This window comes from Arthrobacter sp. NPDC057259 (assembly GCF_042668995.1).
Taxonomy (GTDB): Bacteria; Actinomycetota; Actinomycetes; order Actinomycetales; family Micrococcaceae; genus Arthrobacter.
In genome coordinates this window covers 237,418-258,715 of record NZ_JBHUYA010000003.1, presented here as the reverse complement: position 1 = coordinate 258,715, position 21,298 = coordinate 237,418, and the positions used below count along the sequence as shown (strand labels likewise).

The 21,298-nt window shown below is 69.8% G+C and carries 25 protein-coding genes; 10 read left to right on the top strand and 15 right to left on the bottom strand.

Translation table 11 applies throughout. The annotated features are described in order from the left end of the window. Positions 1 to 21: 21 nt before the first annotated feature. Positions 22 to 2,337, bottom strand: coding sequence for a glycosyltransferase family 2 protein (locus ACFUCU_RS07135; protein WP_364134047.1), 2,316 nt, complete (start codon positions 2,335 to 2,337; stop codon positions 22 to 24). A gap of 214 nt (positions 2,338 to 2,551) precedes the next feature. Here ACFUCU_RS07135 and ACFUCU_RS07130 point away from each other — a divergent pair, with 214 nt between their 5' ends. The 3 genes from ACFUCU_RS07130 (at position 2,552) to ACFUCU_RS07120 (ending at position 4,831) form a co-directional block, all read left to right on the top strand. Next, positions 2,552 to 4,132 carry a carbohydrate-binding protein gene (locus tag ACFUCU_RS07130; protein ID WP_364134050.1) on the top strand — a complete coding sequence of 527 codons (1,581 nt, stop codon included), beginning with the start codon at positions 2,552 to 2,554 and terminating at the stop codon, positions 4,130 to 4,132. Positions 4,133 to 4,186: 54 nt separating this feature from the next. Further along, positions 4,187 to 4,393: a DUF2945 domain-containing protein gene (locus ACFUCU_RS07125; RefSeq protein ID WP_290256242.1), complete on the top strand. Its 207-nt coding sequence runs from the start codon at positions 4,187 to 4,189 to the stop codon at positions 4,391 to 4,393. A gap of 234 nt (positions 4,394 to 4,627) precedes the next feature. Beyond that, entirely contained in the window at positions 4,628 to 4,831 is a 204-nt protein-coding gene (locus ACFUCU_RS07120; protein ID WP_290256243.1) for a hypothetical protein, read from the top strand. 7 nt (positions 4,832 to 4,838) lie between these two features. On the opposite strand, the gene ACFUCU_RS07115 is transcribed toward ACFUCU_RS07120, so the two are convergent. Next, a complete protein-coding gene (locus ACFUCU_RS07115; RefSeq protein ID WP_377971676.1) occupies positions 4,839 to 5,798 on the bottom strand; it encodes a diguanylate cyclase domain-containing protein in 960 nt (319 codons plus the stop codon). Further along, complete coding sequence (locus ACFUCU_RS07110; protein WP_377971674.1) at positions 5,795 to 6,610, bottom strand: alpha/beta fold hydrolase; 816 nt, start codon at positions 6,608 to 6,610, stop codon at positions 5,795 to 5,797. Before ACFUCU_RS07110 ends, ACFUCU_RS07115 begins: the two co-directional genes overlap by 4 nt. 188 nt (positions 6,611 to 6,798) lie before the next feature. Here ACFUCU_RS07110 and ACFUCU_RS07105 point away from each other — a divergent pair, with 188 nt between their 5' ends. Next, on the top strand, positions 6,799 to 7,179 hold the full coding sequence (locus ACFUCU_RS07105) for a hypothetical protein (protein WP_377971672.1): 381 nt from the start codon (positions 6,799 to 6,801) through the stop codon (positions 7,177 to 7,179). Beyond that, the gene (locus tag ACFUCU_RS07100) at positions 7,176 to 8,186 is read left to right on the top strand and encodes a serine/threonine-protein kinase (RefSeq protein ID WP_377971671.1); all 1,011 of its coding nucleotides are present in this window, start codon (positions 7,176 to 7,178) and stop codon (positions 8,184 to 8,186) included. The genes ACFUCU_RS07105 and ACFUCU_RS07100 overlap by 4 nt, the downstream gene beginning before the upstream one ends. 14 nt (positions 8,187 to 8,200) lie before the next feature. On the opposite strand, the gene ACFUCU_RS07095 is transcribed toward ACFUCU_RS07100, so the two are convergent. From ACFUCU_RS07095 to ACFUCU_RS07055, 9 genes are all read right to left on the bottom strand, one after another. Continuing rightward, positions 8,201 to 8,590 carry a hypothetical protein gene (locus tag ACFUCU_RS07095; RefSeq protein WP_377971670.1) on the bottom strand — a complete coding sequence of 130 codons (390 nt, stop codon included), beginning with the start codon at positions 8,588 to 8,590 and terminating at the stop codon, positions 8,201 to 8,203. Continuing rightward, positions 8,587 to 9,198, bottom strand: a complete 612-nt coding sequence (locus ACFUCU_RS07090) for an Asp23/Gls24 family envelope stress response protein (RefSeq protein ID WP_377971668.1) — start codon at positions 9,196 to 9,198, stop codon at positions 8,587 to 8,589. The genes ACFUCU_RS07095 and ACFUCU_RS07090 overlap by 4 nt, the downstream gene beginning before the upstream one ends. Beyond that, positions 9,195 to 9,785 (bottom strand): RNA polymerase sigma factor, encoded by a 591-nt coding sequence (locus ACFUCU_RS07085; RefSeq protein ID WP_377971667.1) that lies wholly within the window; start codon positions 9,783 to 9,785, stop codon positions 9,195 to 9,197. Before ACFUCU_RS07085 ends, ACFUCU_RS07090 begins: the two co-directional genes overlap by 4 nt. 118 nt (positions 9,786 to 9,903) lie before the next feature. Then, a complete protein-coding gene (locus tag ACFUCU_RS07080; RefSeq protein WP_377971666.1) occupies positions 9,904 to 10,134 on the bottom strand; it encodes a CsbD family protein in 231 nt (76 codons plus the stop codon). 62 nt (positions 10,135 to 10,196) lie between these two features. Then, positions 10,197 to 10,802 (bottom strand): hypothetical protein, encoded by a 606-nt coding sequence (locus tag ACFUCU_RS07075; protein ID WP_377971664.1) that lies wholly within the window; start codon positions 10,800 to 10,802, stop codon positions 10,197 to 10,199. Then, positions 10,799 to 11,377, bottom strand: coding sequence for a hypothetical protein (locus tag ACFUCU_RS07070; RefSeq protein ID WP_377971662.1), 579 nt, complete (start codon positions 11,375 to 11,377; stop codon positions 10,799 to 10,801). Before ACFUCU_RS07070 ends, ACFUCU_RS07075 begins: the two co-directional genes overlap by 4 nt. After that, on the bottom strand, positions 11,374 to 11,715 hold the full coding sequence (locus ACFUCU_RS07065) for a hypothetical protein (protein ID WP_364134076.1): 342 nt from the start codon (positions 11,713 to 11,715) through the stop codon (positions 11,374 to 11,376). Before ACFUCU_RS07065 ends, ACFUCU_RS07070 begins: the two co-directional genes overlap by 4 nt. Beyond that, positions 11,712 to 11,903: a DUF2273 domain-containing protein gene (locus ACFUCU_RS07060; protein WP_290256255.1), complete on the bottom strand. Its 192-nt coding sequence runs from the start codon at positions 11,901 to 11,903 to the stop codon at positions 11,712 to 11,714. The genes ACFUCU_RS07065 and ACFUCU_RS07060 overlap by 4 nt, the downstream gene beginning before the upstream one ends. Then, positions 11,900 to 12,373, bottom strand: coding sequence for an Asp23/Gls24 family envelope stress response protein (locus ACFUCU_RS07055; protein ID WP_290256256.1), 474 nt, complete (start codon positions 12,371 to 12,373; stop codon positions 11,900 to 11,902). The genes ACFUCU_RS07060 and ACFUCU_RS07055 overlap by 4 nt, the downstream gene beginning before the upstream one ends. A gap of 233 nt (positions 12,374 to 12,606) precedes the next feature. On the opposite strand from ACFUCU_RS07055, the gene ACFUCU_RS07050 reads away from it, so the two are divergent. The 3 genes from ACFUCU_RS07050 (at position 12,607) to ACFUCU_RS07040 (ending at position 16,270) form a co-directional block, all read left to right on the top strand. After that, complete coding sequence (locus ACFUCU_RS07050) at positions 12,607 to 13,632, top strand: DUF6454 family protein (RefSeq protein ID WP_377971660.1); 1,026 nt, start codon at positions 12,607 to 12,609, stop codon at positions 13,630 to 13,632. Between the two features lie 41 nt (positions 13,633 to 13,673). Next, positions 13,674 to 15,422 (top strand): phospholipase C, encoded by a 1,749-nt coding sequence (locus ACFUCU_RS07045; RefSeq protein ID WP_377971659.1) that lies wholly within the window; start codon positions 13,674 to 13,676, stop codon positions 15,420 to 15,422. Between the two features lie 98 nt (positions 15,423 to 15,520). Beyond that, positions 15,521 to 16,270 (top strand): ABC transporter permease, encoded by a 750-nt coding sequence (locus ACFUCU_RS07040; protein WP_377971657.1) that lies wholly within the window; start codon positions 15,521 to 15,523, stop codon positions 16,268 to 16,270. Positions 16,271 to 16,361: 91 nt separating this feature from the next. Here the strand turns inward: ACFUCU_RS07040 and ACFUCU_RS07035 are convergent, their stop codons facing one another. The 3 genes from ACFUCU_RS07035 to ACFUCU_RS07025 form a co-directional block, all read right to left on the bottom strand. Continuing rightward, positions 16,362 to 17,696: an MFS transporter gene (locus ACFUCU_RS07035; protein ID WP_377971656.1), complete on the bottom strand. Its 1,335-nt coding sequence runs from the start codon at positions 17,694 to 17,696 to the stop codon at positions 16,362 to 16,364. Beyond that, positions 17,693 to 18,958 carry an acetylornithine deacetylase gene (argE, locus tag ACFUCU_RS07030; RefSeq protein WP_377971654.1) on the bottom strand — a complete coding sequence of 422 codons (1,266 nt, stop codon included), beginning with the start codon at positions 18,956 to 18,958 and terminating at the stop codon, positions 17,693 to 17,695. Before argE ends, ACFUCU_RS07035 begins: the two co-directional genes overlap by 4 nt. 183 nt (positions 18,959 to 19,141) lie before the next feature. Further along, positions 19,142 to 19,756: a helix-turn-helix domain-containing protein gene (locus tag ACFUCU_RS07025; protein ID WP_377971653.1), complete on the bottom strand. Its 615-nt coding sequence runs from the start codon at positions 19,754 to 19,756 to the stop codon at positions 19,142 to 19,144. An 83-nt stretch (positions 19,757 to 19,839) separates the two neighbouring features. On the opposite strand from ACFUCU_RS07025, the gene ACFUCU_RS07020 reads away from it, so the two are divergent. Both ACFUCU_RS07020 and ACFUCU_RS07015 read left to right on the top strand, forming a co-directional pair. Next, positions 19,840 to 20,412: an MOSC domain-containing protein gene (locus ACFUCU_RS07020; protein WP_377971651.1), complete on the top strand. Its 573-nt coding sequence runs from the start codon at positions 19,840 to 19,842 to the stop codon at positions 20,410 to 20,412. A gap of 34 nt (positions 20,413 to 20,446) precedes the next feature. Further along, positions 20,447 to 21,133: a GntR family transcriptional regulator gene (locus tag ACFUCU_RS07015; protein ID WP_290256264.1), complete on the top strand. Its 687-nt coding sequence runs from the start codon at positions 20,447 to 20,449 to the stop codon at positions 21,131 to 21,133. Positions 21,134 to 21,298 lie beyond the last annotated feature (165 nt).

Below are 21,298 nucleotides of genomic sequence, written 5' to 3'. Positions count from 1 at the left end.
GGCAGCGTGTCAACACCCCGGTCAGCGGACGCCGGCACGCTTGCGGCGGTCCTTCTTGCCGCGCAGGTCCCGGTTCAGCCGGCGGTCGCCGTGGTACAGAATGGACTCCCAGTCGATCTCCTCGGGAGCCTTCGGCACGATGGCCGGAGCCTCGGCGCGGGGGGCCTTGGGCCTGACGTAAAGCCAGTTCAGCACGCCCAGGAAGATGTCCACGATGGAGTTCCGGACCCCGATGTAGGCCACGATCGCGTAGGTGGCCATGACCGCGTTGAACGCCGCGAACACCGCGTTGGCCCAGTTCTGCAGGGAGACGTCCCGCCAGACGGTGAAGAGGGAGAACGCCACGATCGCGTACGGGGCCAGGACGTAGATCGCGGGGGCGGCGGTCCGGTCCTTGACCTTGGGCGTGCGGGCGAACGGGATCTTGTCCCCGGTCAGTGCCTGCTGCAGCGACTTGATGACGCCGGCCAGGTTGACCGGCATGAGCACCAGGTTGAACCCGTAGATCCGGAAGATGTCGCTGAAACGGTGGCCGGAATCGCGGAGGTCGCTGCCCATCGCCAGGAAGTAGGGCAGGGCTGCGAGGAACACCAGCGGGCTGAGCAGTCGGCTGTCGTAGGGGTAGGCCAGTAGGAAGAGCAGGCCGAAGCTGGCCCAGGTGATGGAGGCCATGTAGTTCACCCGCAGCATGACCTCGCGGCCGCGCACGTTCCGGTCGGTGCCGCGGCGGCGCCGGATGGTGTCCCAGAGCTTGGGCAGGATCAGCAGGCCGCCGTTGGCCCAGCGCCGGCGCTGCACCACCAGGGACCCGAAGTCCGGCGGGGTGGCGCTGTAGCTGAGGCGTTCGGGGTAGTTGACCAGGTCCCAGCCCTCGCGGCCGAGGTCCACGCTGGATTCGGTGTCCTCGATGACGGTCCGGTCTTGGATATAGGTCCGCACCTCGAAGCCGCCCTCGGAGGAGATCTCCACGATGTCCTCAAGCGCCACCTTGCGGATCACGGCGTTGGCGCCCACCCAGAAGGTCGCGCCGTAGCGGGTCATGCCCTGGTGCTGGATGTGCTGGAGGTCGGTCGAGGCGCCGGCGACGCGCTCGATACGGGTCGGGGCGCCGCGGAAGGAGGAGTACGGGGTCTGGGTGACGGCGACCCGTTCGTTGCCCGGGGATTCCAGGAACGCGACCAGGCGCAGGCAGTAGTCGCGCAGCAGCAGCGAGTCGGCGTCGAGGGTCAGGACGTAGGTGCTGTCGGCCACGACCAGGTCGCCGGGCGCCGGCTCTGTGGCCTGCCGCAAGACGGTCCCGTCCGCGGTCTGTTCCTGCCGCCAGCGGTGGCCCATCAGGCTCAGGTAGGAGTTCAGGTTCATCGCCTTGTTCGCCTCGTGCGAGAGGCTGACGTACTTCTTGCGCTCGAACGAGGCGACCCGGGCGTTGAAGATCCAGGTCAGGCGGGCGTAGAGCTCGCGCATCCGCGGACGCTCGGGGACGGCGCTCTGGGCCTGGGCGGCGTGCAGGGCGGTCAGGACCAGCCGGAGTTCGCGGGCCAGGCCCATGAGGACCAGGTCCACGAAGAACTCATCGACGTGGTCCTCGACGCGTTCGGCCTCGGCCATGCCTTCGAGCCAGCCGGCGGCGTATTCGTATTCGTCGATGAGCGCGCGCAGGCCGGCGTCGCCGTGCTCCCCGCCCGCTTCGAAGGCCGCCAGAGCCGCGTTCAGCCGGGTGGCGGGTTCCTTCAGCGTCCGGGTGATGTTGGCGGCCAGGTCGCGGGTGGCCTGCAACCGTTCCTGGTCCGCCGGGTCGGTCGGGAAGGGCGGGTCATCGAGCAGCAGCACCACGGAAAGGTCGGGGAATTCCTGCAGCGCGGCGGACCACAGGGTGGCCCGGACCACCTGCGGCTCCTCGGCGTAGGAGGGGACCAGTACGGTGACGGAGGAGTGGTAGTCGGCGAAATGGCGGTCCAGTTCGCCGCGGGGGATCCTGCGGTGGTCGCGGAAGCGGTTAAGCGCGCCCTGGCGGGCCAGCAGGTACATCAGCGCCGAAAAAGTCAGGAATGTTACGACGACGACGTAGGAGACGGATTCGGCACGGAACCGGAACCCGGCGGTGGGGTCGTTGATGAGCTGCCGCAGCACGGTGGTCACCACATAGGCGAGCCAGGCCAGGACGGTGACGACGATGCCGACCCGGCCAAGGATGATTTTCCGGCGCGACGGCTCGGGGTGGACGATGGCCAGGGGCTCTGACCGCCGTTCCGCACCCCATTGGCGTTTCCGGGTTTTCGACGCCGCGTCATCGGCGTCCAGGTCTTCGGGCCGAGGCGCGGCCAGGACGTCAGTCATACTTCCCCATCTGCATATGTGTACCCCCAGCGGACACACGTCAGGCCGCGCTGTCCGCCATTGCACACCGCGATCTGCCCTTATACTAAGCGCACGACCCCGAATTATCAGTCCCCCGGCCGAAGATCGTTACCGGCGGGAGACCCTTGATTTGGCGGCGTATCCGCATTAGGGGGTTGCCGGACAGCTCTCCGACAAGCATTGGGGTAATTCTGTGTCTAACCGCTTTCCCGGACGCCGCCTTTCCAAGCTGCGGCTGGGGATCCTGATCCTGGTCGTGGCGGTCCTCGCCGGCGGCTCCTACCTGGGCCTGCGTTCCTTCCAGGACGCCAACGCCGCCTCCTCCATCCCCTCCGTCTTCTCGGGCTACGTGGATGTGACGGCCACGCCGCGGTTCGCGTTCGAGACCCCCACCACGGCCGAGGCGAAGGGCACCGTGCTGTCCTTCATCGTCGCGGACAAGCAGAACCCCTGCGTCCCGTCCTGGGGCGCCGCCTACGGCCTGGCCCAGGCCGAGTCGGACCTTGACCTGGACCGCCGCATCGCCCGGCTGCGCCAGGCCGGGGGCACGGTGTCCGTGTCCTTCGGCGGCCTGACCAACAGCGAACTGGCGGTCGCCTGCACGGACCAGGACCGGCTGACCGGCGCCTACCGTGACGTCGTCGAACGCTACGACCTCGCCTCGATCGACCTCGACGTCGAGGGTGCCGCGCTCAGTGACACCGCCTCGCTGGACCGCCGCGGCAAGGCCGTCGCCGCCCTCCAGCAGCAGCGCTCGGGCGCCGGCAAGAACCTCGACGTCTGGCTCACCCTCCCGGCGGACCCCAACGGCCTGACCGAGGCCGGGCGCGACGCCGTGGCCCGCACCCTCCGGGCCGGCGTAAAGCTGACGGGCGTGAACATCATGACGATGGACTTCGGCGGCAGCAAGCAGCCGGGACAGTCCATGTACCAGGCCTCCGCGTCCGCCGCCGAGGCCGCCCACAAGCAGCTTCAGGCCCTGTACCGCGACAACGGCGAGGACCTCGGCACGGACACCACCTGGCGCCGGCTGGGACTGACGCCGATGATCGGCCAGAACGACATTGCCGGCGAAATCTTCACCCTGGACGACGCGGCAGCGCTCAACGCCTACGCCAAGTCCAAGGGCGTGGGCCGGGTGTCCATGTGGTCCCTGAACCGCGACCGCACCTGCGGCAGCAACTACCCCGACGTCACCAAGGTCTCGGACAGCTGCAGCGGCATCAACCAGGGCAGCTCCTCCTTCTCGACGGTCCTCGGTGCCGACGTCATCCCGACCCGCAGCGCCGACGCACCCGCACCGGCGGCCTCCGCGACCCCCACTGCCACCGATGACCCCTCCACCAGCCCGTACCCGGTGTGGAACCAGACGTCCCGCTACGTCAGCGGCGACCGGATCGTCTGGCATGGCAACGTCTACGAGGCCAAGTGGTGGACCCAGGGCGACAGCCCTGACAACCCCGTGGAACAGGGCGCAGCCGTGCCGTGGAAGCTGATCGGCCCGGTTCTGCCCGGCGACCGCCCCAGCCCCCGCGCCACGGTCCCGGCTGGCACCTACCCGGACTGGTCTCCGACCACCGTGTACCAGCGCGGCACCCGGATTCTCTTCGACGGGTACGCCTTCGAGGCCAAGTGGTGGAGCCAAGGCGACAGCCCGCAGGCCATGCTGGAGGGCGCCCCGGACTCCCCTTGGCTCAAGCTCACGGCAGCCCAGCTGCAGTCGCCATCGGCAACGGCGTCGGCGACTGCCTCCCCCACCGCGTCCGGGAAGTAGCGGCCGCCAACCCCCTTTTCCGTCCGCCCGATCCGTCCAACCGAAGGAGCACCCGTGTCACTGCGCAAAGGAATGTCCGTGGAGTGGAACTCGCCCCAGGGAAAGACCCACGGCAAGATCGTGGAAAAGAAGACCAGCGACTTCGAGCTGGACGGCAATACGCACCGGGCCAGCGAGGACGAGCCGCAGTACGTAGTGGAGTCGGCCAAGACCGGCGCCCGCGCAGCCCACAAGGCCTCGGCCCTGACCGAAAAGAAGTAGCCGCCGGGCCGTCCCGCCCGGGCATGTGACCAGTCTCACCTGCAATATTCGACTTCTGGCTTGAGGGCCCTTCCGGCCGCTGTGCATCATGGAAATCCATACTGGTGGACGCAACGGGGCCACACCGGTGGGCTTTCCAGCCGCCCTGGTCCCGGGTGTTTCCGGTGTGGACTGACGGCGGCTCCGCATCGGTGCGGCAGCCGGAGATCCGGATCAAGAATGGAAGCCTGAACAATGACGTTTGAAACTGCCACCACCGTGACCCACAAATTCTGGGACCGTGCCACGATGCACCACGAGCTGGACGCCCTGGTCCACGAGCACTCGGTCCGGCACAACACCGCCAAGTCCAACGTCGCCGTCCACGCCAGCGGCCCCAACACCTTTACGCTCAGCGTGCAGCACGGCGCGGGCAACCTTGAGGCGGCGTCCGCCTAGGATCCGGCTAACCGGCCGCTGACCGCATGGCCGTCTTGGCCCGGTACATATCCTGGTCAGCGCCGGCAAGCAATGAGGCGGCAAGATCGTGGACCCGGTCCGCTCCGGCGGTCGGGTCCACTGCCGTTTCCGCCTGGCCCACTGCGATCGACAACGGCAGCGTGGCGCCTTCGACCGCCAATGGGGCCGCCAGGCAGCCCCGGACCCGTGCCGCCACGGCGTCGAGCTCTGCCGCGGTCACCAGGTCCGGAACCAGGATGACGAACTCGTCCCCGCTGTACCGGGTCACCATGTCGGAACCGCGGACCGCACCGGACAGCATCCGGGCCACGTGCTCCAGCACCCGGTCCCCCGCGGCGTGGCCCAGGGAGTCATTGACGAGCTTGAAGTCGTTGACGTCGCAGAACAACAGCCCCACGCGCCCGCCGTCGTCCCCGGCCCTCGCCAGGGCCGCAATCAGGCTCTCCTGCAGGTGCCGGCGGTTCGGCAGCCCCGTGAGCGGGTCGTGGAGCGCCCGGTGGTGCGCCTCCCGCAACAGGGCAGCCCGCTCCGCGGCGGCGTCCTCCAGCTGCCGGTGGGCGGCGGCCAGCTCGCATTCGTAACGCCGCCGTTCCGGTGCGGCGTAGAAAATCGCCAGGTCCCGCATCGCTCCCCCGATTTCGGTCCGCGTCACCGTGAGCAAGACTGGCCGCCGCTCCCCATCCGGCCCCAGCAGGGAGACCGCCAGCTCGGACAGCTGGCCTTCCCGGTCCAGGACCGGGCCGGCGTGGGTCCGGAACATCAGCCGGTCCCCGGCGGGGAAAAGGTCAAGCAGCCGCGTCCCCGCCAGGGCGCCCGGCAACGCCCCGGCCCAGCGGGTGAGGGTGGCGTTCGCGGCCTCGATCACGCCGTCGGTCCCGGCGACGGCGTATCCGGCCGGCGCGGCGTGGAAGAGTTCGCCGTAGTCCAGCGGCGCGGGCCCGGTCACGACGCTGCCAGGAAGTCGAGCATGGCGGCCGCGGTCTCCTCGGGCGCACTGGACTGCGGGAAGTGGCCGGTGGCGGCGAGGCGGACCAGCGTGCCGTGGGCCAGGTTCTCCTGAAGGTAGGCGCCCACCGAATCGGGGGTGACGACGTCGTCCGTCGCCTGCAGCACCAGGGTCGGAACCAGAACCCCGGAAAGCAGGTGGCGGGTGTCGGAGAGGAAGGCCACCCGGGCGAAGTCCCGGGCCACGCGCGGCCCGATGCGGCCGAAGCTGCCCTGGACCTCACGGTCCAGCTCGGGGGCGTCGGGGACGTTCATATAGACCGGCGCCATGGACTCTGCCCACACCAGATAGTTCGAATCCAGGGACCGGAAAAGATCGTCAAGGTCGCCGCGGCTGAACCCGCCCTCGTAGCCCTGGTCCGGGTGGTCCAGGTAGCAGGGCGAGGCGGTCAACAGGATCAGGCGCCCGAAGCGGTCCGCGCCGTCGCGTGCCGCGGCGCTGACCGCCATCATGGACCCCACGCTGTGTCCCACCAGCGTCGCGTCCCGCAGCTCGAGCCGGGCACAGACCTCCAGCAGGTCGTCCACGTAGGCCTCCAGCGAGGCGTAGCGGCCGGAATCGTAGGACGCCTTGTCCGAGCCGCCCGAGCCGACGTGGTCCAGCAGCACCACGCGGTACCGGTCCGTGAAGGCGGGAAGGATCCGGCGCCAGATCGATTGATGCGTTCCGAAGCCGTGCGCGAAGACCAGAGCCGGGCCGTCCTCAGGACCCAGGGTCCGGACGTTGTTGCGGACCAGCACATCGGTTACCACGTGATCATCCCGCCTTCTCACCGACCCTCGTCGGTCTCGTTGCTGCCCCTGCCGGCCGGCCTGAAAACGGCGGATGAGTCGTACCATCCTAGCCCCGGCCTGCCCCCGGCCATGGAGCCGGGCTGGACAAGACAATAATACTAGTTAGACTAGCTACGTTGTCTCCTAGCTAATAGATCGGTGATCCCATGACGGCAGTCCTCGAACCCCAGCAGGCGGCCCCCGCCGCCTCATCAGTGCCCGTCGACGCCGCCCCGCAGCACTGCGGTGGGGCCATGGTGAAACGGAAAGCGTCGCTGGATTCCCTGCTCTGGGGCTTCCAGCTGCCGGGCTCCGCGGAGTGGATCTGCCCCTGCGGCTTCCGGCAGGACGCGGCCGCCGCCGGAGAACCGCTGCACGCCGTCCGCACCGCCGCCGCCCGGATCGAGAGCCTGCAATGGGAGCTTGACGCTGCGCAGGACGAACTGCTGTCCGCCCTGCGGGCCGCGGCCGCCAGCGGTTCCACCAGCACCGAGCTCGTCGAGGCTGCCGGACTGCCCGACGACGAGTTCGCCCGTCTCCTGCTGTGACCTTCGCCCAAGTTCTCGGCGACCAACACCGTGCGGCCCGCCCCCTGCACCGTCGGACGCCCGGCATAGCTCCGGCCACGCACACGCCGCTCCCCGCCAAGCCCGGGACCTGCCCCGCGGCTACCCCCGGCATCGTCAGCCGGCCGGCGGGCACCCCCGCCGCCACGGGCATCGGCGCCGGCGAACGCCTCCTGGACGGCCGCTACCGCCTCGGGGACCTGTTGGGCCGCGGTTCCGAGGCGGACGTCTACCAGGCCACCGACCTGGCAGCCCGGGGTTCCGCCCCCGAGCTGGCAGTCAAAATCTTCCGCGCCGGGACCGTAGACGCCGCCTCGCCGTTTATCCGCGAAAGGGACCTCCACGGCCCCCTGCGGCACCGCGCGATCGTTCGGGTGCTGGGCCACGGCCGGGCGGCCGACGACGCCGCAACGGAGGCCGGCCGCGGCTACGTCGTCACCGAGCTGGTTGACGGCCCCGACCTGCGCTCCCACCTGCACGGCAACACCCTCAGCTCCCGGCAGGTGACCGTATGGTCGGCCGACATTGCCGGGGCACTGGCCCATCTTCACCGCCGCGGCATCGTGCACAACGACGTGAAGCCGGCCAACATCATCCTGGGCGGCCTCAAATCCGGGGACACCGGCACAGGAGGCCGGGCCATGCTGACAGACTTCGGCATCGCCACGAGCGCCCGGCACCGGGCCAACAGCGCCACGTCCGGCACGCCCCACTACCTCAGCCCCGAGGCGGTCCACGGCACCGGGACCAGCAGCGCCAGCGACATCTATGCCCTGGGCCTGGTGATCTTCGAATGCCTCACCGGCATCAAGGCTTTCCCTGGTCCGGCGCTGGAATCGATGGTGGCCCGGACGCTGCGGCTGCCGCGGCTCCCGTCGACGGTCGGGCGACGCTGGTCCGTGCTGCTGCATGCGATGACCGATCCGGAACCCTCCCGCCGGCCCACAGCCGCGGCCGTCGCTCGCGCCCTGAAGCGCATCGACCGGTAATGCCGGCCGGGCGCTCATCCGGCGATGTGGACGACGGCAACCTCCACCGCACAGCGGCGAGGTTCCAGGTGTGCGCGGACCGCGGCTGCCGCTGCGCGTGCGACGTCGGGGGCGCGGTGTCCGGTGGCCACGCCGATGCGGGCCTTGACCGTGACGACGTCGCCGGAGGCGTCCACAGCCACCGGGTTGGGAGCCTCGCCGGTGACCGCGGCGTGGGCGGCGCCGACAATGTTCTGCCACACCGGGTGGGCCGGGTAGAGCGTCTGGACGCCGTCGACCTGTTCGAGGACCCGGTGCAATTCGCGTGCCACGGCACTGTCCGGCACGCCGTTGACAGCAGTGTCCGGTGCGACGGCCGGGGCGTGGTCCGAAGCGCTGGCGCTCGGGCGCAGGGGCTCGGTCATGGCTTCTCCTCCGGTGTGGTCTGGGTCCGGTCCGCCGATGGGGACGGGGCCAGGATGTCGGTAATGGTGACGTCGATCGACGTGATGTTCAATTCGGTTTGCTGTGACAGCGTTTCCGCCAGCTGGCTGCGGAGCTCGGCCGCCCGTTGTTCCAACGGGTGGCCGTACACCACGGCCAGGTCCACGGAGACTGTCACCGGCGCCCCCGGGGTTCCTACGTCCCCGTGCAGCCGGCATTTTCCCGCCGCGGTCCCGGGCAACGCATCCGCCACGGAACGGATCACCGCTGAAATGGCGCCTTCCGTCTCGGACAGGATGTCGTCTGCATGGCCGCCGCGGACGGGAATGCTCCGCCCGGGCCTGAGTTCCAGCCGCAGGTTGTCCAGGATGGACTGCATCCAGTCGTCGGTCCCGGATCCCGCCGCCGCGATGTCGGCGTCGCGCAGGTCGGTGCCGAGCGCCGAGATGCTGCCCAGCGCCGCCAGTCCCGCCTGGCATTCCGGGCACTGATTGAGGTGTCCGGGGTCGGCGAAGTCGCCGGTGTCCAGATACGTGCTGAGTTCGGCCAGGGTATGTCCGCAGTCGAGGGTGTCGTTGGGTGTACTCATCGCCATTCCTCCATTTCGCGCGCCAGGGTGACCCGCGCCCGTGCCAGCCTGCCGCGGACGCTCGCGGTGCTGATGTTCAGGGTCTGCGCGATGTCCTCGTAGCTTTGGTCGTTGAATTCCTTGAGCACCCAGCAGCGGCGCTGTTCCTCCGGCAGTGCTGCCAGCGCCCGCTTGAGTGCTTCGATCCGCGAGCCGCTGACTGCCGAAGATTCCGGGTCCGGGCTGGCGGGCCGTCCGGCCATGCCCGCGTCGAGGGTCTCCTCGACCGAGTCGACGTCGGTGTGGAAGCGGCGGCGGCGCAGGTGGTCGATGCTGCGGCTGCCGGTGATGCGGAGCAGCCAGCCGCGGACCGCCGCGGGTTCCCGCAGGGTGTCGATCTGGCGCCAGGCCCGCATCAGCGCTTCCTGCACGACGTCGTCGGCGTCGGCGAGGGAGCCGGTCAGGCGGCGTGCGGCGGCCCGCATCACGGGCCCGTGACGCCGGGCGAGGGTTTCGAAGGCCGCGGTGTCGCCGTCGGCGGCGCGGCCGGCAAGCAGCGCATCCGGGACGGCGTCCAGGTGGTGCGGCGCCGGGGGTGAACCAGTCACGTGTCTATCGCTTTCATCGCGGGCCGTAGAGAGCGGGCCATAAAAGTGGGCCGGGCACCCGCAGGGGGCGGCCCGGGTACCCGCAGGGGGCGGCCCGGGCCGGGTGCGGCCGGTGGAACTAGTTCTTGCTGAAGCCTTCTTTGATCTTGCGCGCGGCTTCCCGGAGGTTGCCACCGACGTCGGCCGCGGCGTCCTTGATCTTCTCGCCGGCGTCCTGCAGCTGGGCTTTGGCCTGGTCCTGCTGGCCCTCGCGTTCCAGCTGTTCGTTGCCGGTCAGCTTGCCGGCACCCTCCTTGGCGGCGCCGGGGTGGTTGGTCACGGCGATGTTGGCCTTGTCATCGATCCCCATGATGGTGTTCCTTTCCTATCGGTCGTGCTCGCGTGAGGGGTGGTGCTCTGTTCCGGTACCGGTCAGCGGGCGCGGTCTGCGCCGGCCACCCGGGACCGTACTCCGGTGGTGATTCGTACCAGGACCGGGACCGGATGCCCGATCAGCGCGTCGATGCCGCGGACCAGTTCCTCGGCGGTGTCCGCGAGTTCCCGCGGTGAGGCGCCCTTCCGGGCCTCCAGCCGGAGCCGCAGTCCGGTGCCGCGCCGGTTTTCCCAAGCGGAGACGTTGCTGCCGACCACCAGGCGGTTGCCGTCCAGCGCCTCGCCGACGGCGGTGCCGATGAGACGGGCGTCGATGGTGGTGGCTCCCCGGTCGCCGTCGTCGTCGCGGGCCAGCCGGGGAGTCCGGCCGCCGCCCTGGGAGGCGAGCCAGGCCACGGAAAGCGCGGCTGCGATGAGGAAGACGGCCACCGCGGCCACCGACCACCAGCTCCCGGGCCGTCCCGGCAGGGGCGCCGAGCCCAGTGCGGACCGGGCCTGGTCCGCCAGGAACGTGCCGGTGGCGGTCCAGCCGGCAGCGATGTCCGGGACCAGGCCGGCCGCGGCCGTCACGGCGCCGGCGGCCAGCAGGACCAGCCCGGCCAGCGCCAGCAGGATGCGGTTCAGTGCCCTGTTCGTGTTGCTCACTGTCCCAGCACTCCTTCCTTGAGGATCCGGACCGAGGGCGCGAGCCGGCGGTCCAGGCGGTAGGCGGCGAGTTCGCCGCCCACCGCCGCGTGGATGGCATCCCGGTCCGCGGGCACACCGGAGGTGGGGCGGACCTGGACCGTGACCGACCGGGAGGAAACCGTGGAGGTCACCTGGCCGGGAGTGAGCCCGGCGGCCAGCCGTGCCCGCCGGGAGACGGCGGCGGCTATAACCTCGTCGTCCACCACGACGGCGGTGCGGTCGCTTTCGAGGGCCCGCCGGGAGCGGCGGCCGCCCGCGAGCGCGGTGAGGAGCAGGGCCAGGCCCAGCAGCGCCACGCCCGCGCCGGCCGCGGCCAGCCCGGCCGGGATGGTGGCCTGGGGCAGTCCGGTCAGCCAGCGCCACAGCTGTCCCGGAGCGGCCAGCAGGGCGGGTTCGCCGAGCAGTCCCAGCACGGTCTCCAGCGCCAGCCAGAGGAAGAGGACGGCCAGCAGGATCGCGGTCACGGCCGAGACTGTCGCTCGGGAGGAGTGGGTTTCCCGCCGGAGAATCCGTGTTGCCTGGTTCTGGTTCACGCCACTCTCCTTTCCTGGTGCTCGCGTGGGGTCTTGGCGCCGCTCAGCCGGATGTCCACTCGGCCCAGCTGCATCCCGGTCAGCTGCGGGGCGCGATCAAGGATGGCCTGCCGCGCTGCGCGGGATTGGTCGAAGAGGCTGACCGGCTGGTCCGGCCGGGGGCCGAGCAGCGGCGGCACGGCCAGCTGCACGGTCACCGCGGCGGCCAGCTGGCCGGCGTCGTCGTCCATCTGGGCGGAGACGTTGCCCCGGGGAACCCCGAAGGCTTCTGCTGTGACCGCTTCGATGGTGTGCCGCAGGGCCGTCCCGGTGATCCGGGTGTGGCCGGTGCGGGTCATGACGATGAGCGCTTGCCGCGCAGGGCGTCCAGCACTCCGGCCAGGTCCAGCCGCCCCTCGGCGCTGCGGCCGAGGATGGCACCGATGCCCATGAACAGGGCGGTCAGGACCAGTCCCCAGAAGCCGAACGCCAAGGCGACGACCGCCAGGACGGCGCCGACGGCGACGCCGGCTACCGTCGGGCTCATGCGACCCTCGGCTCGTTGTTGTCGTCGTCATCCTGGTCATCCGAGGGGACGTGAATGTCGGTGATGGTGATGTTGACCTCGGTGACCTCCATGCCGACCAGGTCCTCGACGGCGTTGTACACGGCGTCGCGGGCGTTATCGGCCACCTGCTGCAGCGGGTAGGGGTACTCGACGACGAGGGTCACGTCGACGGCAACCTGGGTCTGGCCGACCTCGACGCTGACACCCTGGGTGAGGTCCTTCTGGCCAACCTTCTCGCGCAGGGTGCCGAGGGCCCGGGCCGCGCCGCCGCCGAGGGCGTGGACGCCCTCGATCTCCTGGATGGCGATGCCGGCGATCTTGGCGACGACGCCGTCGGCCACCGTGGTGTTGCCGCGGCCGTCGTTCTTGGTGTGCTGGTTGGTGGTGGCGACCGCGGTGGACGTGGTCTTGGCCGGAACGTCTGCGGGGGTGTGCGTCTGGTTGGTCATTGCTATCACTCCTGTTCATTGAGGGAGGCGCACTGATGCGCCGTCACTAGGAAGACGGGGCGGGCACGGGAAACCTCACGGTCGGCTTTGCGTGAGCTGCATCACAGTCTGGTGCGCAGTCAGGAGCGGGCCGAAACCGGCCCCCCGGGCGTTCATCTTCGCTCCACGCCCGGTTCATTACCTGCGGGTAGCTTGGCCGGGTCAGCCGGAGATCCAACCCTGAGAGGCTCACCATGAGCGCGACTCGTACCCGAGGCATCCTTACCGCCGCCGCAGCCATCGTCCTGGCCGCATCCGCGATCGGCGGCACCGCCGTCGCCCAGGCCGCGGACGACGACCACCGCGGTGGATCGGACCCCGGCTCCCACGCCCAGGACGGCCGTGACAGTGCCCTGGCGGACGCGTTCAACCGCGTGGACCGCGGGACGGCCTGGCAGCAGACCTCCAAGCTGAAGCTCAACTTCCCGACGTACCACACGGAGGGCATCGCGTTCAGCGGGGACCACATCTTCCTCTCGGCCGTCCAGATCACCGAGCCAACCACCAAGTTCGCCACCCCGCAGAACGGCTTCGACCGGACCCCCGGCAAGGGCATCGGGCACCTGTTCGTCATGGACAAGGCCGGGAACCTGCAGAAGGACATCACCCTGGGCGAGGGCGACATGTACCACCCGGGCGGCATCGACTTTGACGGCACCAACGTCTGGGTGCCGGTGGCGCAGTACCGCCCGGACAGCAGCGCGATCATCTACCGGGTGGATGCCAAAACCCTGGACGTGCACAAGCAGTTCGAGGTCAAGGACCACTTCGGCGGCATCGTCATGGACAAGCAGACCGGCCACCTGGTGGGAAACACCTGGGGATCGCGGCGCTTCGCCGAATGGGATCTCCAGGGCAATCAGCTCGCCACCTGGCAGAACCCGAACTACTTCATCGACTACCAGGACTGCCAGTACGTCCCCTCCTCCAAGATGCTCTGCGGCGGCATCACCAACCTCCCGCAGACGCCCGCCGCCGGCGGGACCGCCGGAGCCTACGAACTCGGCGGGATGGCGATGATCGACCTGAAGTCCCACGCCGTGACCCGCGATGTGCCGTTCCAGCAGTGGTCCACCGCCGGCCACGTGGCCACCCGCAACCCGTTCAAAATGACCGCCGAAGGCGACCACCTGACCCTGAAGGTGGCCCCGGACAACGGCGACGAAGGCAACGGCACCGAAATCCTCACCTACGAAGCAACCATCAAAGCCGCCAACTAGCGGCACCAGCCCCAATGCAGGCCCGAACCGATCGGAAAATCATGATTCCCCCATCCCACCGCTCCACCCGACGGCGCATCGCCGCCGCTACCGGTGCCACCGCCCTGGCCGCCACGGCCCTCACCGCTGGCCTGGTCGGCGTCGGCGCCGGTCCCGCCTCCGCCGGCGGCGATGACCACCGCGGCACGGCGACGCCCATCCAGCACGTCGTCGTGATCTTCCAGGAGAACGTCTCCTTCGACCACTACTTCGCCACCTACCCGAAGGCCGCGAACATCCCCGGCGAGACTCAGCAGGGTTCGGGCGCCCAGGCGGCCACCTTCACGGCCGCGAAGAACACGCCCAAGAAGATCGACACCCTGGCCTCCGCCGGCCTGCTGGCACCGAACAACCCCAACGCCAAGCAGCCGGAGCGGCTCACCCCGCATCAGGCCGTCACCTGCGACCAGGACCACAACTACGGCGCCGAGCAGAAGGCCTACAACGGCGGCCTGATGGATAAGTTCGTCGAGTACACCAGCCGGGACGCATGCGGCCCCAACCAGTACGGCCGCAACGGGCTGACCATGGACTACTACGACGGCAACACCGTCACCGGCATCTGGAACTACGCCCAGAACTACGCCATGAGCGACAACCACTACAGCACCGTCTTCGGTCCCTCCACCCCGGGCGCGCTGAACCTGGTCTCCGGCCAGACCCACGGCGCCACCGAGTTCACCGCGGACGGCAGGCCCGTGGCCACCCCCGCCGCCGGCAGCTACACCGTCCGCCAGCCCGACGCCAACGGCGTGGGCACGGTCATCAACGACCCGGACCCTGTCTACGACGACTGCTCCAACAATAGCCACGCCAAGACCAACAACCTGGCGGGCATGACCGGCAAGAACATCGGTGACCTGCTCAGCGCCAAGGGCACCTCCTGGGGCTGGTTCCAGGGCGGCTTCACCCCCAGCACCCCCGCGACGGCCACGGCCCCGGCGTCGTGCCTGACCAGCCACACCAACGCCGCCGGCGCCTCCGTGGTGGACTACTCCCCGCACCACCAGCCGTTCCAGTACTACAAGTCCACGGCCAACCCGCACCACCTGGCCCCGGCCTCGGACGCGGAAATCGGCCACGACGGCCAGGCCAACCACCAGTACGACCTGACCGACTTCGGCAAGGTGGTGAACACGGACAACATGCCGGCCGTTTCCTTCCTGAAGGCGGGCATGTTCCAGGACGGGCACGCCGCCTACTCCGACCCGATCGATGAGCAGAGGTTCATCACCGCCACGGTCAACCAGATCCAGAAGTCCAAGAACTGGGAGAACACCGCCGTGGTTCTGGCCTACGACGATTCGGACGGCTGGTACGACCACGCCGCCGCGAAGGTGAAGAACTCCTCCAACACTGCCGACGACGCCGCGTGGTGCCAGAACGCCGCGGCCGCCGGTGTCCCGATGGCCGGCGGCTACGCCGACCGCTGCGGACCCGGCCCGCGCCAGCCGCTGGTGGTCATCTCCCCGTACGCGAAGAAAAACTTCGTGGACCACACCCAGACGGACCAGGCCTCGATCCTGCGCTTCATCGAGGACAACTGGCACACCGGCCAGGTCGGCGACGCCTCCGCGGACGCCGGGGCGGGTTCCCTGAAGGCGATGTTCAACTTCGAGCACAAGCGTCCCGGCAAGGTGCTGCTGGACGAGCAGACCGGGGCGGTCGAGGCCACGACCGGCCCGAAGGATGACGACCAGGGCGGCGACGCGCAGGGAGAGACCTCCAAGGGAGAGAACTCAGGCAAGTAGCCCCTCCGGAGCAGGCCGCCGCCTGCCCCGTCCCTGTTGGAAGCGCCGCCCGGCTGATGTCGGGCGGCGCTTTCTTTGCCTCCGGATAGGCTGGCCGCATGACCCCTCCCGCAGACCTGCTGCCGGCCCTGGCCGGCGTCGCCGTGCTGGTGGCGGTGACCCTCGCGGTGCTCACGGCCTACCGTGTCCCCGCCCGGTTCGCGCCGGCGTGGGCGATCCTGCGCGGCGCCCTGCAACTGGCGGCCATCAGCCTGATCCTCAGCGGCGTCATCACCAACGGCTACCTGGTGGCCCTGGCACTGCTGGTGATGTTCACGGTGGCCACCTGGACGGCCACCCGCCGGCTGGGCCGGGACCGGGGGATGTTCGGCCGGGTCAGCGCCGCGATGGGTGCCGGGGTGGCCGTCACCCTCGCCGTCGTCTTCGCCACCGGCGCCATCGAGTTCTCGCCGCGCTATGCCCTGGCGATCGGCGGCATCGTCATCGGCAACGCCATGTCCATCACCACCCTGGCCGGCCGGCACTTCCAACAGACTGCCGCGGCCCGGTGGGAGGAGGTGGAGGGGTGGCTGGCCCTGGGCGCCCGGCCACGCCAGGCCACCACCGAGCTGGCCCGCGAGGCGGTGCACGCGGGGCTGGTCCCCACCACCGACCAAAGCAAGACCACCGGCCTCGTCACCCTGCCCGGCGCCTTCGTGGGCGCCATCTTCGGCGGCATCTCCCCGCTGTCTGCGGGGGTGTTCCAGGTGGTGGTGCTGGCCTCGATCATGGCCGCGGGTGCCATCACGGCCGTGGTGATCGTGCTGTTCCTCGCCCCGTTGCGGGTCAAGCCGGTTCCGGCGGCGTGAGGCGCCAGGACGCTGGACAACAATGCCCCCGCAGCAAGGAAGCCCGCCCCGGCACACGGCCGGGACGGGCTCCCTCAGCGGTGGAAGAGCGTTACGCCTGCTTGTAGACCTTGCGGGCGACGGTCAGGCTGCCCGCGGCGATGATGGCGATGGCCACCAGGTAGTAGCCGGGCACCAGCAGGGACCCGGTGCTGCCGATCAGCGCGGTGAGGATGAACGGGGCGAAGCCGCCGAAGACGGTCACGCCGATGTTGTAGCCCAGCGAGAGGCCGGTGGAGCGGATCCGGGCCGGGAACATCGAGGACATGATCGCCGGAAGCGGGGCGAAGTAGGCGGTGGCCAGGACCGAGAGCACCAGTTCCACCACGATCATGGTGGGCAGCTCCGGGGCGGCGATGAGGGCCAGGAACGCCGGGATGCCGACGACGATCGTGCCGCCGGCGGCCCAGGTCATCACCCGGGCCGGGCCCACCCTGTCCGAGAGCATGCCGATGAACGGGGAGCCTGCGCTCATCACGATGCCGAAGATCAGGGTGGAGAGGAACGCAACCGCCTTGGGCATGTTCAGGTTCACGATCGCGTAGGTGGGCATGAAGAGGGCGATGTACACGCCCACGGAGCCCAGGGAGACGACGCCGACGATCGCCCAGAGCCGCCCGCCGTTGCCGACGAAGGTTTCCCGCAGCGGCGCGGTCGAGGTTTCCGTGGCGAGGAACTCCGGGGTCTCCTCCATCTTGGAGCGGATGTACCAGCCCACGGGGCCGATCGCGAGGGCAAAGATGAAGGGCAGCCGCCAGCCCCAGGACTCCAGCGGCTGGGTGCTGAGGTAGCTGTTCAGGACGAACCCGAAGATCCCGGCCAGCAGGATGCCGCCGCCCTGGGTGGCCACCTGCCAGCTGCCGTAGAACGCCTTCCGGGTGGGTGCGTATTCGATCAGGTAGGCCGTGGCCGTGCCGAATTCGCCGCCGGTGGCGAAGCCCTGCAGCAGCCGGGCCACCAGGACGATGATGCTGGCCGTCACGCCGATCATGGCAGCGGTGGGCGCGACGACGATCAGCAGGGTGCCCACGAACATCACCAGGATGGAGACCAGCATTCCGGCCTTCCTTCCGGCCCTGTCCGCGTAGCGCCCGATCAGGATGCCGCCGAGGGGCCGCATGATGAAGGAGACACCGAACGAGGCGAAGGTCAGCAGCAGGGAGGCGGCGTCGCTGGTGGTGGGGAAGAACAGCTTGGAGATGGTGACGGCGAAGGTGCCGTAGACGATCAGGTCGAACCATTCGAGGCCGTTGCCGATCGAGGCGGCGACGACGGCCTTGCGGGCGTTGCCGCGTTCGACGGCGTTGAGGGTGCGCGGGGCGGCCTGGCTGTCCGCGTCGGCGGCGACTCCCGTGGCGGCCGGGCCGGTGGTGGTGGGTTGGCTCATGGCTGCGGGGTCCCTTCGGTGGGCTCGGTGGAGGTCAGGTGGTCGGCCAGCGCGCGGAGGAAGTCCTCGCAGGCGGCGATCTGGCTCAGTTCGATGTATTCGTTGGCGGTGTGGCCCTGGTCCATGGACCCGGGTCCGCAGACCACGGTGTCGATGCCGGCGCGCTGGAACAGGCCGGCCTCGGTGGCGTAGACAACTGTCTCTTCGACGGCGTTGCCGGTCAGCCGCTGGGCGAGGTCCAGGGCAGCGCGCGGGCCCTCGGGGCTGAGGCCGGGGACGGCGCCCAGCTGTTCCATGACGATGTCCGTGCCGGGTTTCTCGGCCTGGATCTCGGTCCGGAGCCCCTCGAGGGCTTCCCGGATCCGGGCGATGACGCCCTCCGGGTCGACGCCGGGGATGGTCCGGAATTCGAATTCGAAGGCGCAGTGCTCGGCGACGGTGTTGACGGCCGCGCCGCCGCTGACGACGCCGACGTTGGCGGTGGTGTAGGGCACCACGAAGGTCGGGTCGAAGGGGCCGGAGAGCCGGTGCTCGTCGGCGAGGGACCGGATCGCGGCGATCGCGCGGGCGGCGTATTCGATCGCGTTGACGCCGGTGGAGGTCATCGAGGAGTGCGCGGCGATGCCGGAGACGGTGACGCGGAAGAGCTGGCTGCTCTTGTGCGCGGAGACCGGCCGCATGCTGGTGGGCTCCCCCACGAAGCCGAGCCGAGGCCGGATGCCGCGGGCTTCCAGTTCGGCGAGCAGGACGACGGCGCCGTGGCAGCCGACCTCCTCGTCGTAGGTCCAGGCGAAGTGCAGCGGCTCGGCGAGGGGCCGGGACAGGAACTCGGGCAGGAACCCCAGGATGGCGCCGCTGAAAGCCTTCATGTCGGTGGCGCCGCGGCCGTAAAGCCGGCCCTCTCGGATCTCGGCGGCGAAGGGGTCACTATGCCAGTCCTGGCCGTCGACGGGGACGACGTCGGTATGCCCGGCGAGCATGATGCCCCCGGTGACGGTGCCGTCGGCGGCCGGGATGGTGCCGAAGAGGTTGGCCTTGCGGCCGTCGGGGCTGGGGACCACCAGCGGTGTGATGCCGCGGGCGGAGAGTTCGTCAGCCATGAACCGGATGAGCTCGAGGTTGGAGTTGCGGCTGGTGGTGTCGAAGCCGATCAGCGTAGCGGACCAGTCAACGGCGGCGGCGCTGGGCGCAACGGCCCCGGAGGTGGCAGGCAGAGAGGTGGCAGGCGAAGTCGTGGCAGCCGGTGAGGTGGCAGGCGTCATGGGTGGATTCCCCCGGAACGGTGTTGGAGTGCTGCGCCATGGGGGTCCGGTTGCGGTCTCCGGCCCGGCGCGGCGGCGGCCAAACGGCCCCGCTGTCCCCAGTATTTGGCCCCCGGACAACGCCTGTCAACACTTTGAGCCGTATTTATTCATTTTATTGAACGAAACCCGGGGGCGTGCCCCTCAGAACGATGGCGGCGTCATCGCCCCGATCAGCACCGCATCCTGGTCGGTGGGGTTGCGGTACCAGTGCGGCAGGGAGGAGTCATAGGTCAGCGAATCACCCTCCTCAAGCTCATACCCCACGCCGTTGACGCAAACGTAGAGCCGCCCCTGCACCACGGTCACACACTCTTCGCCGGCATGCTTGAACGGGGCGTCCTTGTTGTCCCAGCCGGCGGCGATCTGGGCGCGCAGCATGCCCAGCTGCCCGTTCATGTGCGGGGTCAGCAGCTCGTAGATCAGGTTGTCCTCGGCCACTTCCAGCCGGCGGCGCTCGTCGCGGCGGACCAGCGCACCGCCCTGGTCCCCGGTGTCGAAGAAGCGCCCCACCGGCACCTTGAGCGCCTGGGAGAGCTTGATCAGGGTGGTCAGCGAGGGGTTGCCCTGGCCGCGCTCGATCTGGCTCAGCAGGCCCGGGCTCAACCCGGCCGCGGCGGCGAGCCCTCCGATGCTGAAGCCGGCCTCGCGGCGCAGGTGCAGCACCAGGGCGCCGACGGCGGTCATCGCCCGCTCGGCCTGGTCTTCGACCCCGGGAGACTCCAGCGTCAGGCCCGGGTGGCCGCCAAGATTGTCCATGCCTCGATGCTCCGCCATAGTGAAGTTATCGTCAAGATAATGAAGCCCGCCTGGACCGGAGGCGCCGACGGTAGCGTGGAGGCATGAGCGAGGCTTACCGCTACGACGTCGAGATCCTGCACCTGCTGGTCTCCCCCGCCCACGCCTACTTCGGCCGGGCCAGGGAGGGCGCGGCCGACGTCCCGACCCACGACACCGAAAAGGCGCAGTTCGTCGCGGGCAAGGGGATCGCCGGGGACCGGTTCTTCGGCAAGGCCGCACACATGGACGCCGCCGCCACCCTGTTCGCCGTCGAGGGCCTGGAAGCGATCGCCGCGGAGCTAGGCACGCCACCCCTGAACCCGCTGCTGACCCGGCGCAACGTAATCATCCGCGGCGCCGAACTGGCCCCGCTGCTGGGCCACGAGTTCGTGCTGGAGTCGGGCGGGGACACGGTCCGGCTCAAGGCCGGGCGGCCCGCCCACCCCTGCGCCTGGATGGATTCGATGCTGGCCCCCGGCGCCCACAAGGCGATGCGCGGGCGGGGCGGCGTGCGCTGCCGGGTGGTGTCCGACGGCGTGCTGCACCGGGGTCCGGCGGCCCTGGTCAGCCCGGTGCCACTGGACCCGTCGCGGGCGGGCGAGGCGTCGGTCCTGCGCCCGTCACGCCTGCCGTAAGGGGCAGCCCGGCCGCTCCACTAGGCTTGGCGCCATGACATTTGAAGCGGTCCTGGAGTCCCTTCGCGGCGTGGCGAAGGGGTCTACCCACTCGCACACCGGACTGTGGGTCTCGGACCAGCTGCGCCAGCGGATCGCCGCCGGCGACCTCACCCCGGGCACCAAGCTCTCCGAGGAGGCCCTCGGCGAGGCCCTCGGCGTCAGCCGCAACACCCTCCGCGAGGCCTTCACCGCCCTGCATGCCGAGCACATCGTGACCCGAATCCCCAACCGCGGGGTGTTTGTGGCCCGGCCCGCCGCCGAGGACATCCGCGAAATCTACCGGGTCCGCCGCTTCGTCGAACCCGCCGCCGTCCTCTGGCACGAGGCCGCGCCGGTGGATGAGCTGCGCGCCGTCGTCGCCGATGCCCAGGATGCCCGCGCCCGCGGCGACATCGCCGGGATGGCGGGCGCCAACCAGGAGTTCCACCGCGCCCTGGTGGCCCGCGCCGGCAGCGAGCGCCTGGACTCACTGATGAAGCAGGTGCTGGCCGAGATGCGCCTGGTGTTCCACTCGATGGGCTCGGACCCCGCCTTCCACGAACCCTATGTCGCGGACAACGCCCGGGTCCTGGAGCTGATTGCCGCCGGCCACAACGCCGAGGCGGCGGAGCTGATGCGGGACTACCTCAACCGGGCCGAGGCGCAGCTGCTGGCCGCGATGGCGCACGAGCAGCACTAAGCCGGATTCCCACCGGAAGCGGGGCGGCCGCCGGGGCCCGGACGGCACGGTCCGCCACCCCTCTTGCGCATTGTTCAACAAAACCATAAGCTGTGGATCACAGTGATGGGCATCACTTTGCGGAAGTCACCCCTTTCAGCTCGGCCGGGCCGGCCATGCCCCTAA

What these genes read in the sequence shown, in the direction of transcription:
- ACFUCU_RS07135 (WP_364134047.1), bottom strand. Translation starts at nt 2,337, where the DNA reads ATGACTGACGTCCTGGCCGCGCCTCGGCCCGAAGACCTGGACGCCGAT.
- ACFUCU_RS07120 (WP_290256243.1), top strand. Translation starts at nt 4,628, where the DNA reads ATGACGTTTGAAACTGCCACCACCGTGACCCACAAATTCTGGGACCGT.
- ACFUCU_RS07105 (WP_377971672.1), top strand. Translation starts at nt 6,799, where the DNA reads ATGACGGCAGTCCTCGAACCCCAGCAGGCGGCCCCCGCCGCCTCATCA.
- ACFUCU_RS07095 (WP_377971670.1), bottom strand. Translation starts at nt 8,590, where the DNA reads ATGACCGAGCCCCTGCGCCCGAGCGCCAGCGCTTCGGACCACGCCCCG.
- ACFUCU_RS07090 (WP_377971668.1), bottom strand. Translation starts at nt 9,198, where the DNA reads ATGAGTACACCCAACGACACCCTCGACTGCGGACATACCCTGGCCGAA.
- ACFUCU_RS07080 (WP_377971666.1), bottom strand. Translation starts at nt 10,134, where the DNA reads ATGGGGATCGATGACAAGGCCAACATCGCCGTGACCAACCACCCCGGC.
- ACFUCU_RS07065 (WP_364134076.1), bottom strand. Translation starts at nt 11,715, where the DNA reads ATGACCCGCACCGGCCACACCCGGATCACCGGGACGGCCCTGCGGCAC.
- ACFUCU_RS07060 (WP_290256255.1), bottom strand. Translation starts at nt 11,903, where the DNA reads ATGAGCCCGACGGTAGCCGGCGTCGCCGTCGGCGCCGTCCTGGCGGTC.
- ACFUCU_RS07055 (WP_290256256.1), bottom strand. Translation starts at nt 12,373, where the DNA reads ATGACCAACCAGACGCACACCCCCGCAGACGTTCCGGCCAAGACCACG.
- ACFUCU_RS07050 (WP_377971660.1), top strand. Translation starts at nt 12,607, where the DNA reads ATGAGCGCGACTCGTACCCGAGGCATCCTTACCGCCGCCGCAGCCATC.
- ACFUCU_RS07045 (WP_377971659.1), top strand. Translation starts at nt 13,674, where the DNA reads ATGATTCCCCCATCCCACCGCTCCACCCGACGGCGCATCGCCGCCGCT.
- ACFUCU_RS07040 (WP_377971657.1), top strand. Translation starts at nt 15,521, where the DNA reads ATGACCCCTCCCGCAGACCTGCTGCCGGCCCTGGCCGGCGTCGCCGTG.
- ACFUCU_RS07035 (WP_377971656.1), bottom strand. Translation starts at nt 17,696, where the DNA reads ATGAGCCAACCCACCACCACCGGCCCGGCCGCCACGGGAGTCGCCGCC.
- argE (WP_377971654.1), bottom strand. Translation starts at nt 18,958, where the DNA reads ATGACGCCTGCCACCTCACCGGCTGCCACGACTTCGCCTGCCACCTCT.
- ACFUCU_RS07025 (WP_377971653.1), bottom strand. Translation starts at nt 19,756, where the DNA reads ATGGACAATCTTGGCGGCCACCCGGGCCTGACGCTGGAGTCTCCCGGG.
- ACFUCU_RS07020 (WP_377971651.1), top strand. Translation starts at nt 19,840, where the DNA reads ATGAGCGAGGCTTACCGCTACGACGTCGAGATCCTGCACCTGCTGGTC.
- ACFUCU_RS07015 (WP_290256264.1), top strand. Translation starts at nt 20,447, where the DNA reads ATGACATTTGAAGCGGTCCTGGAGTCCCTTCGCGGCGTGGCGAAGGGG.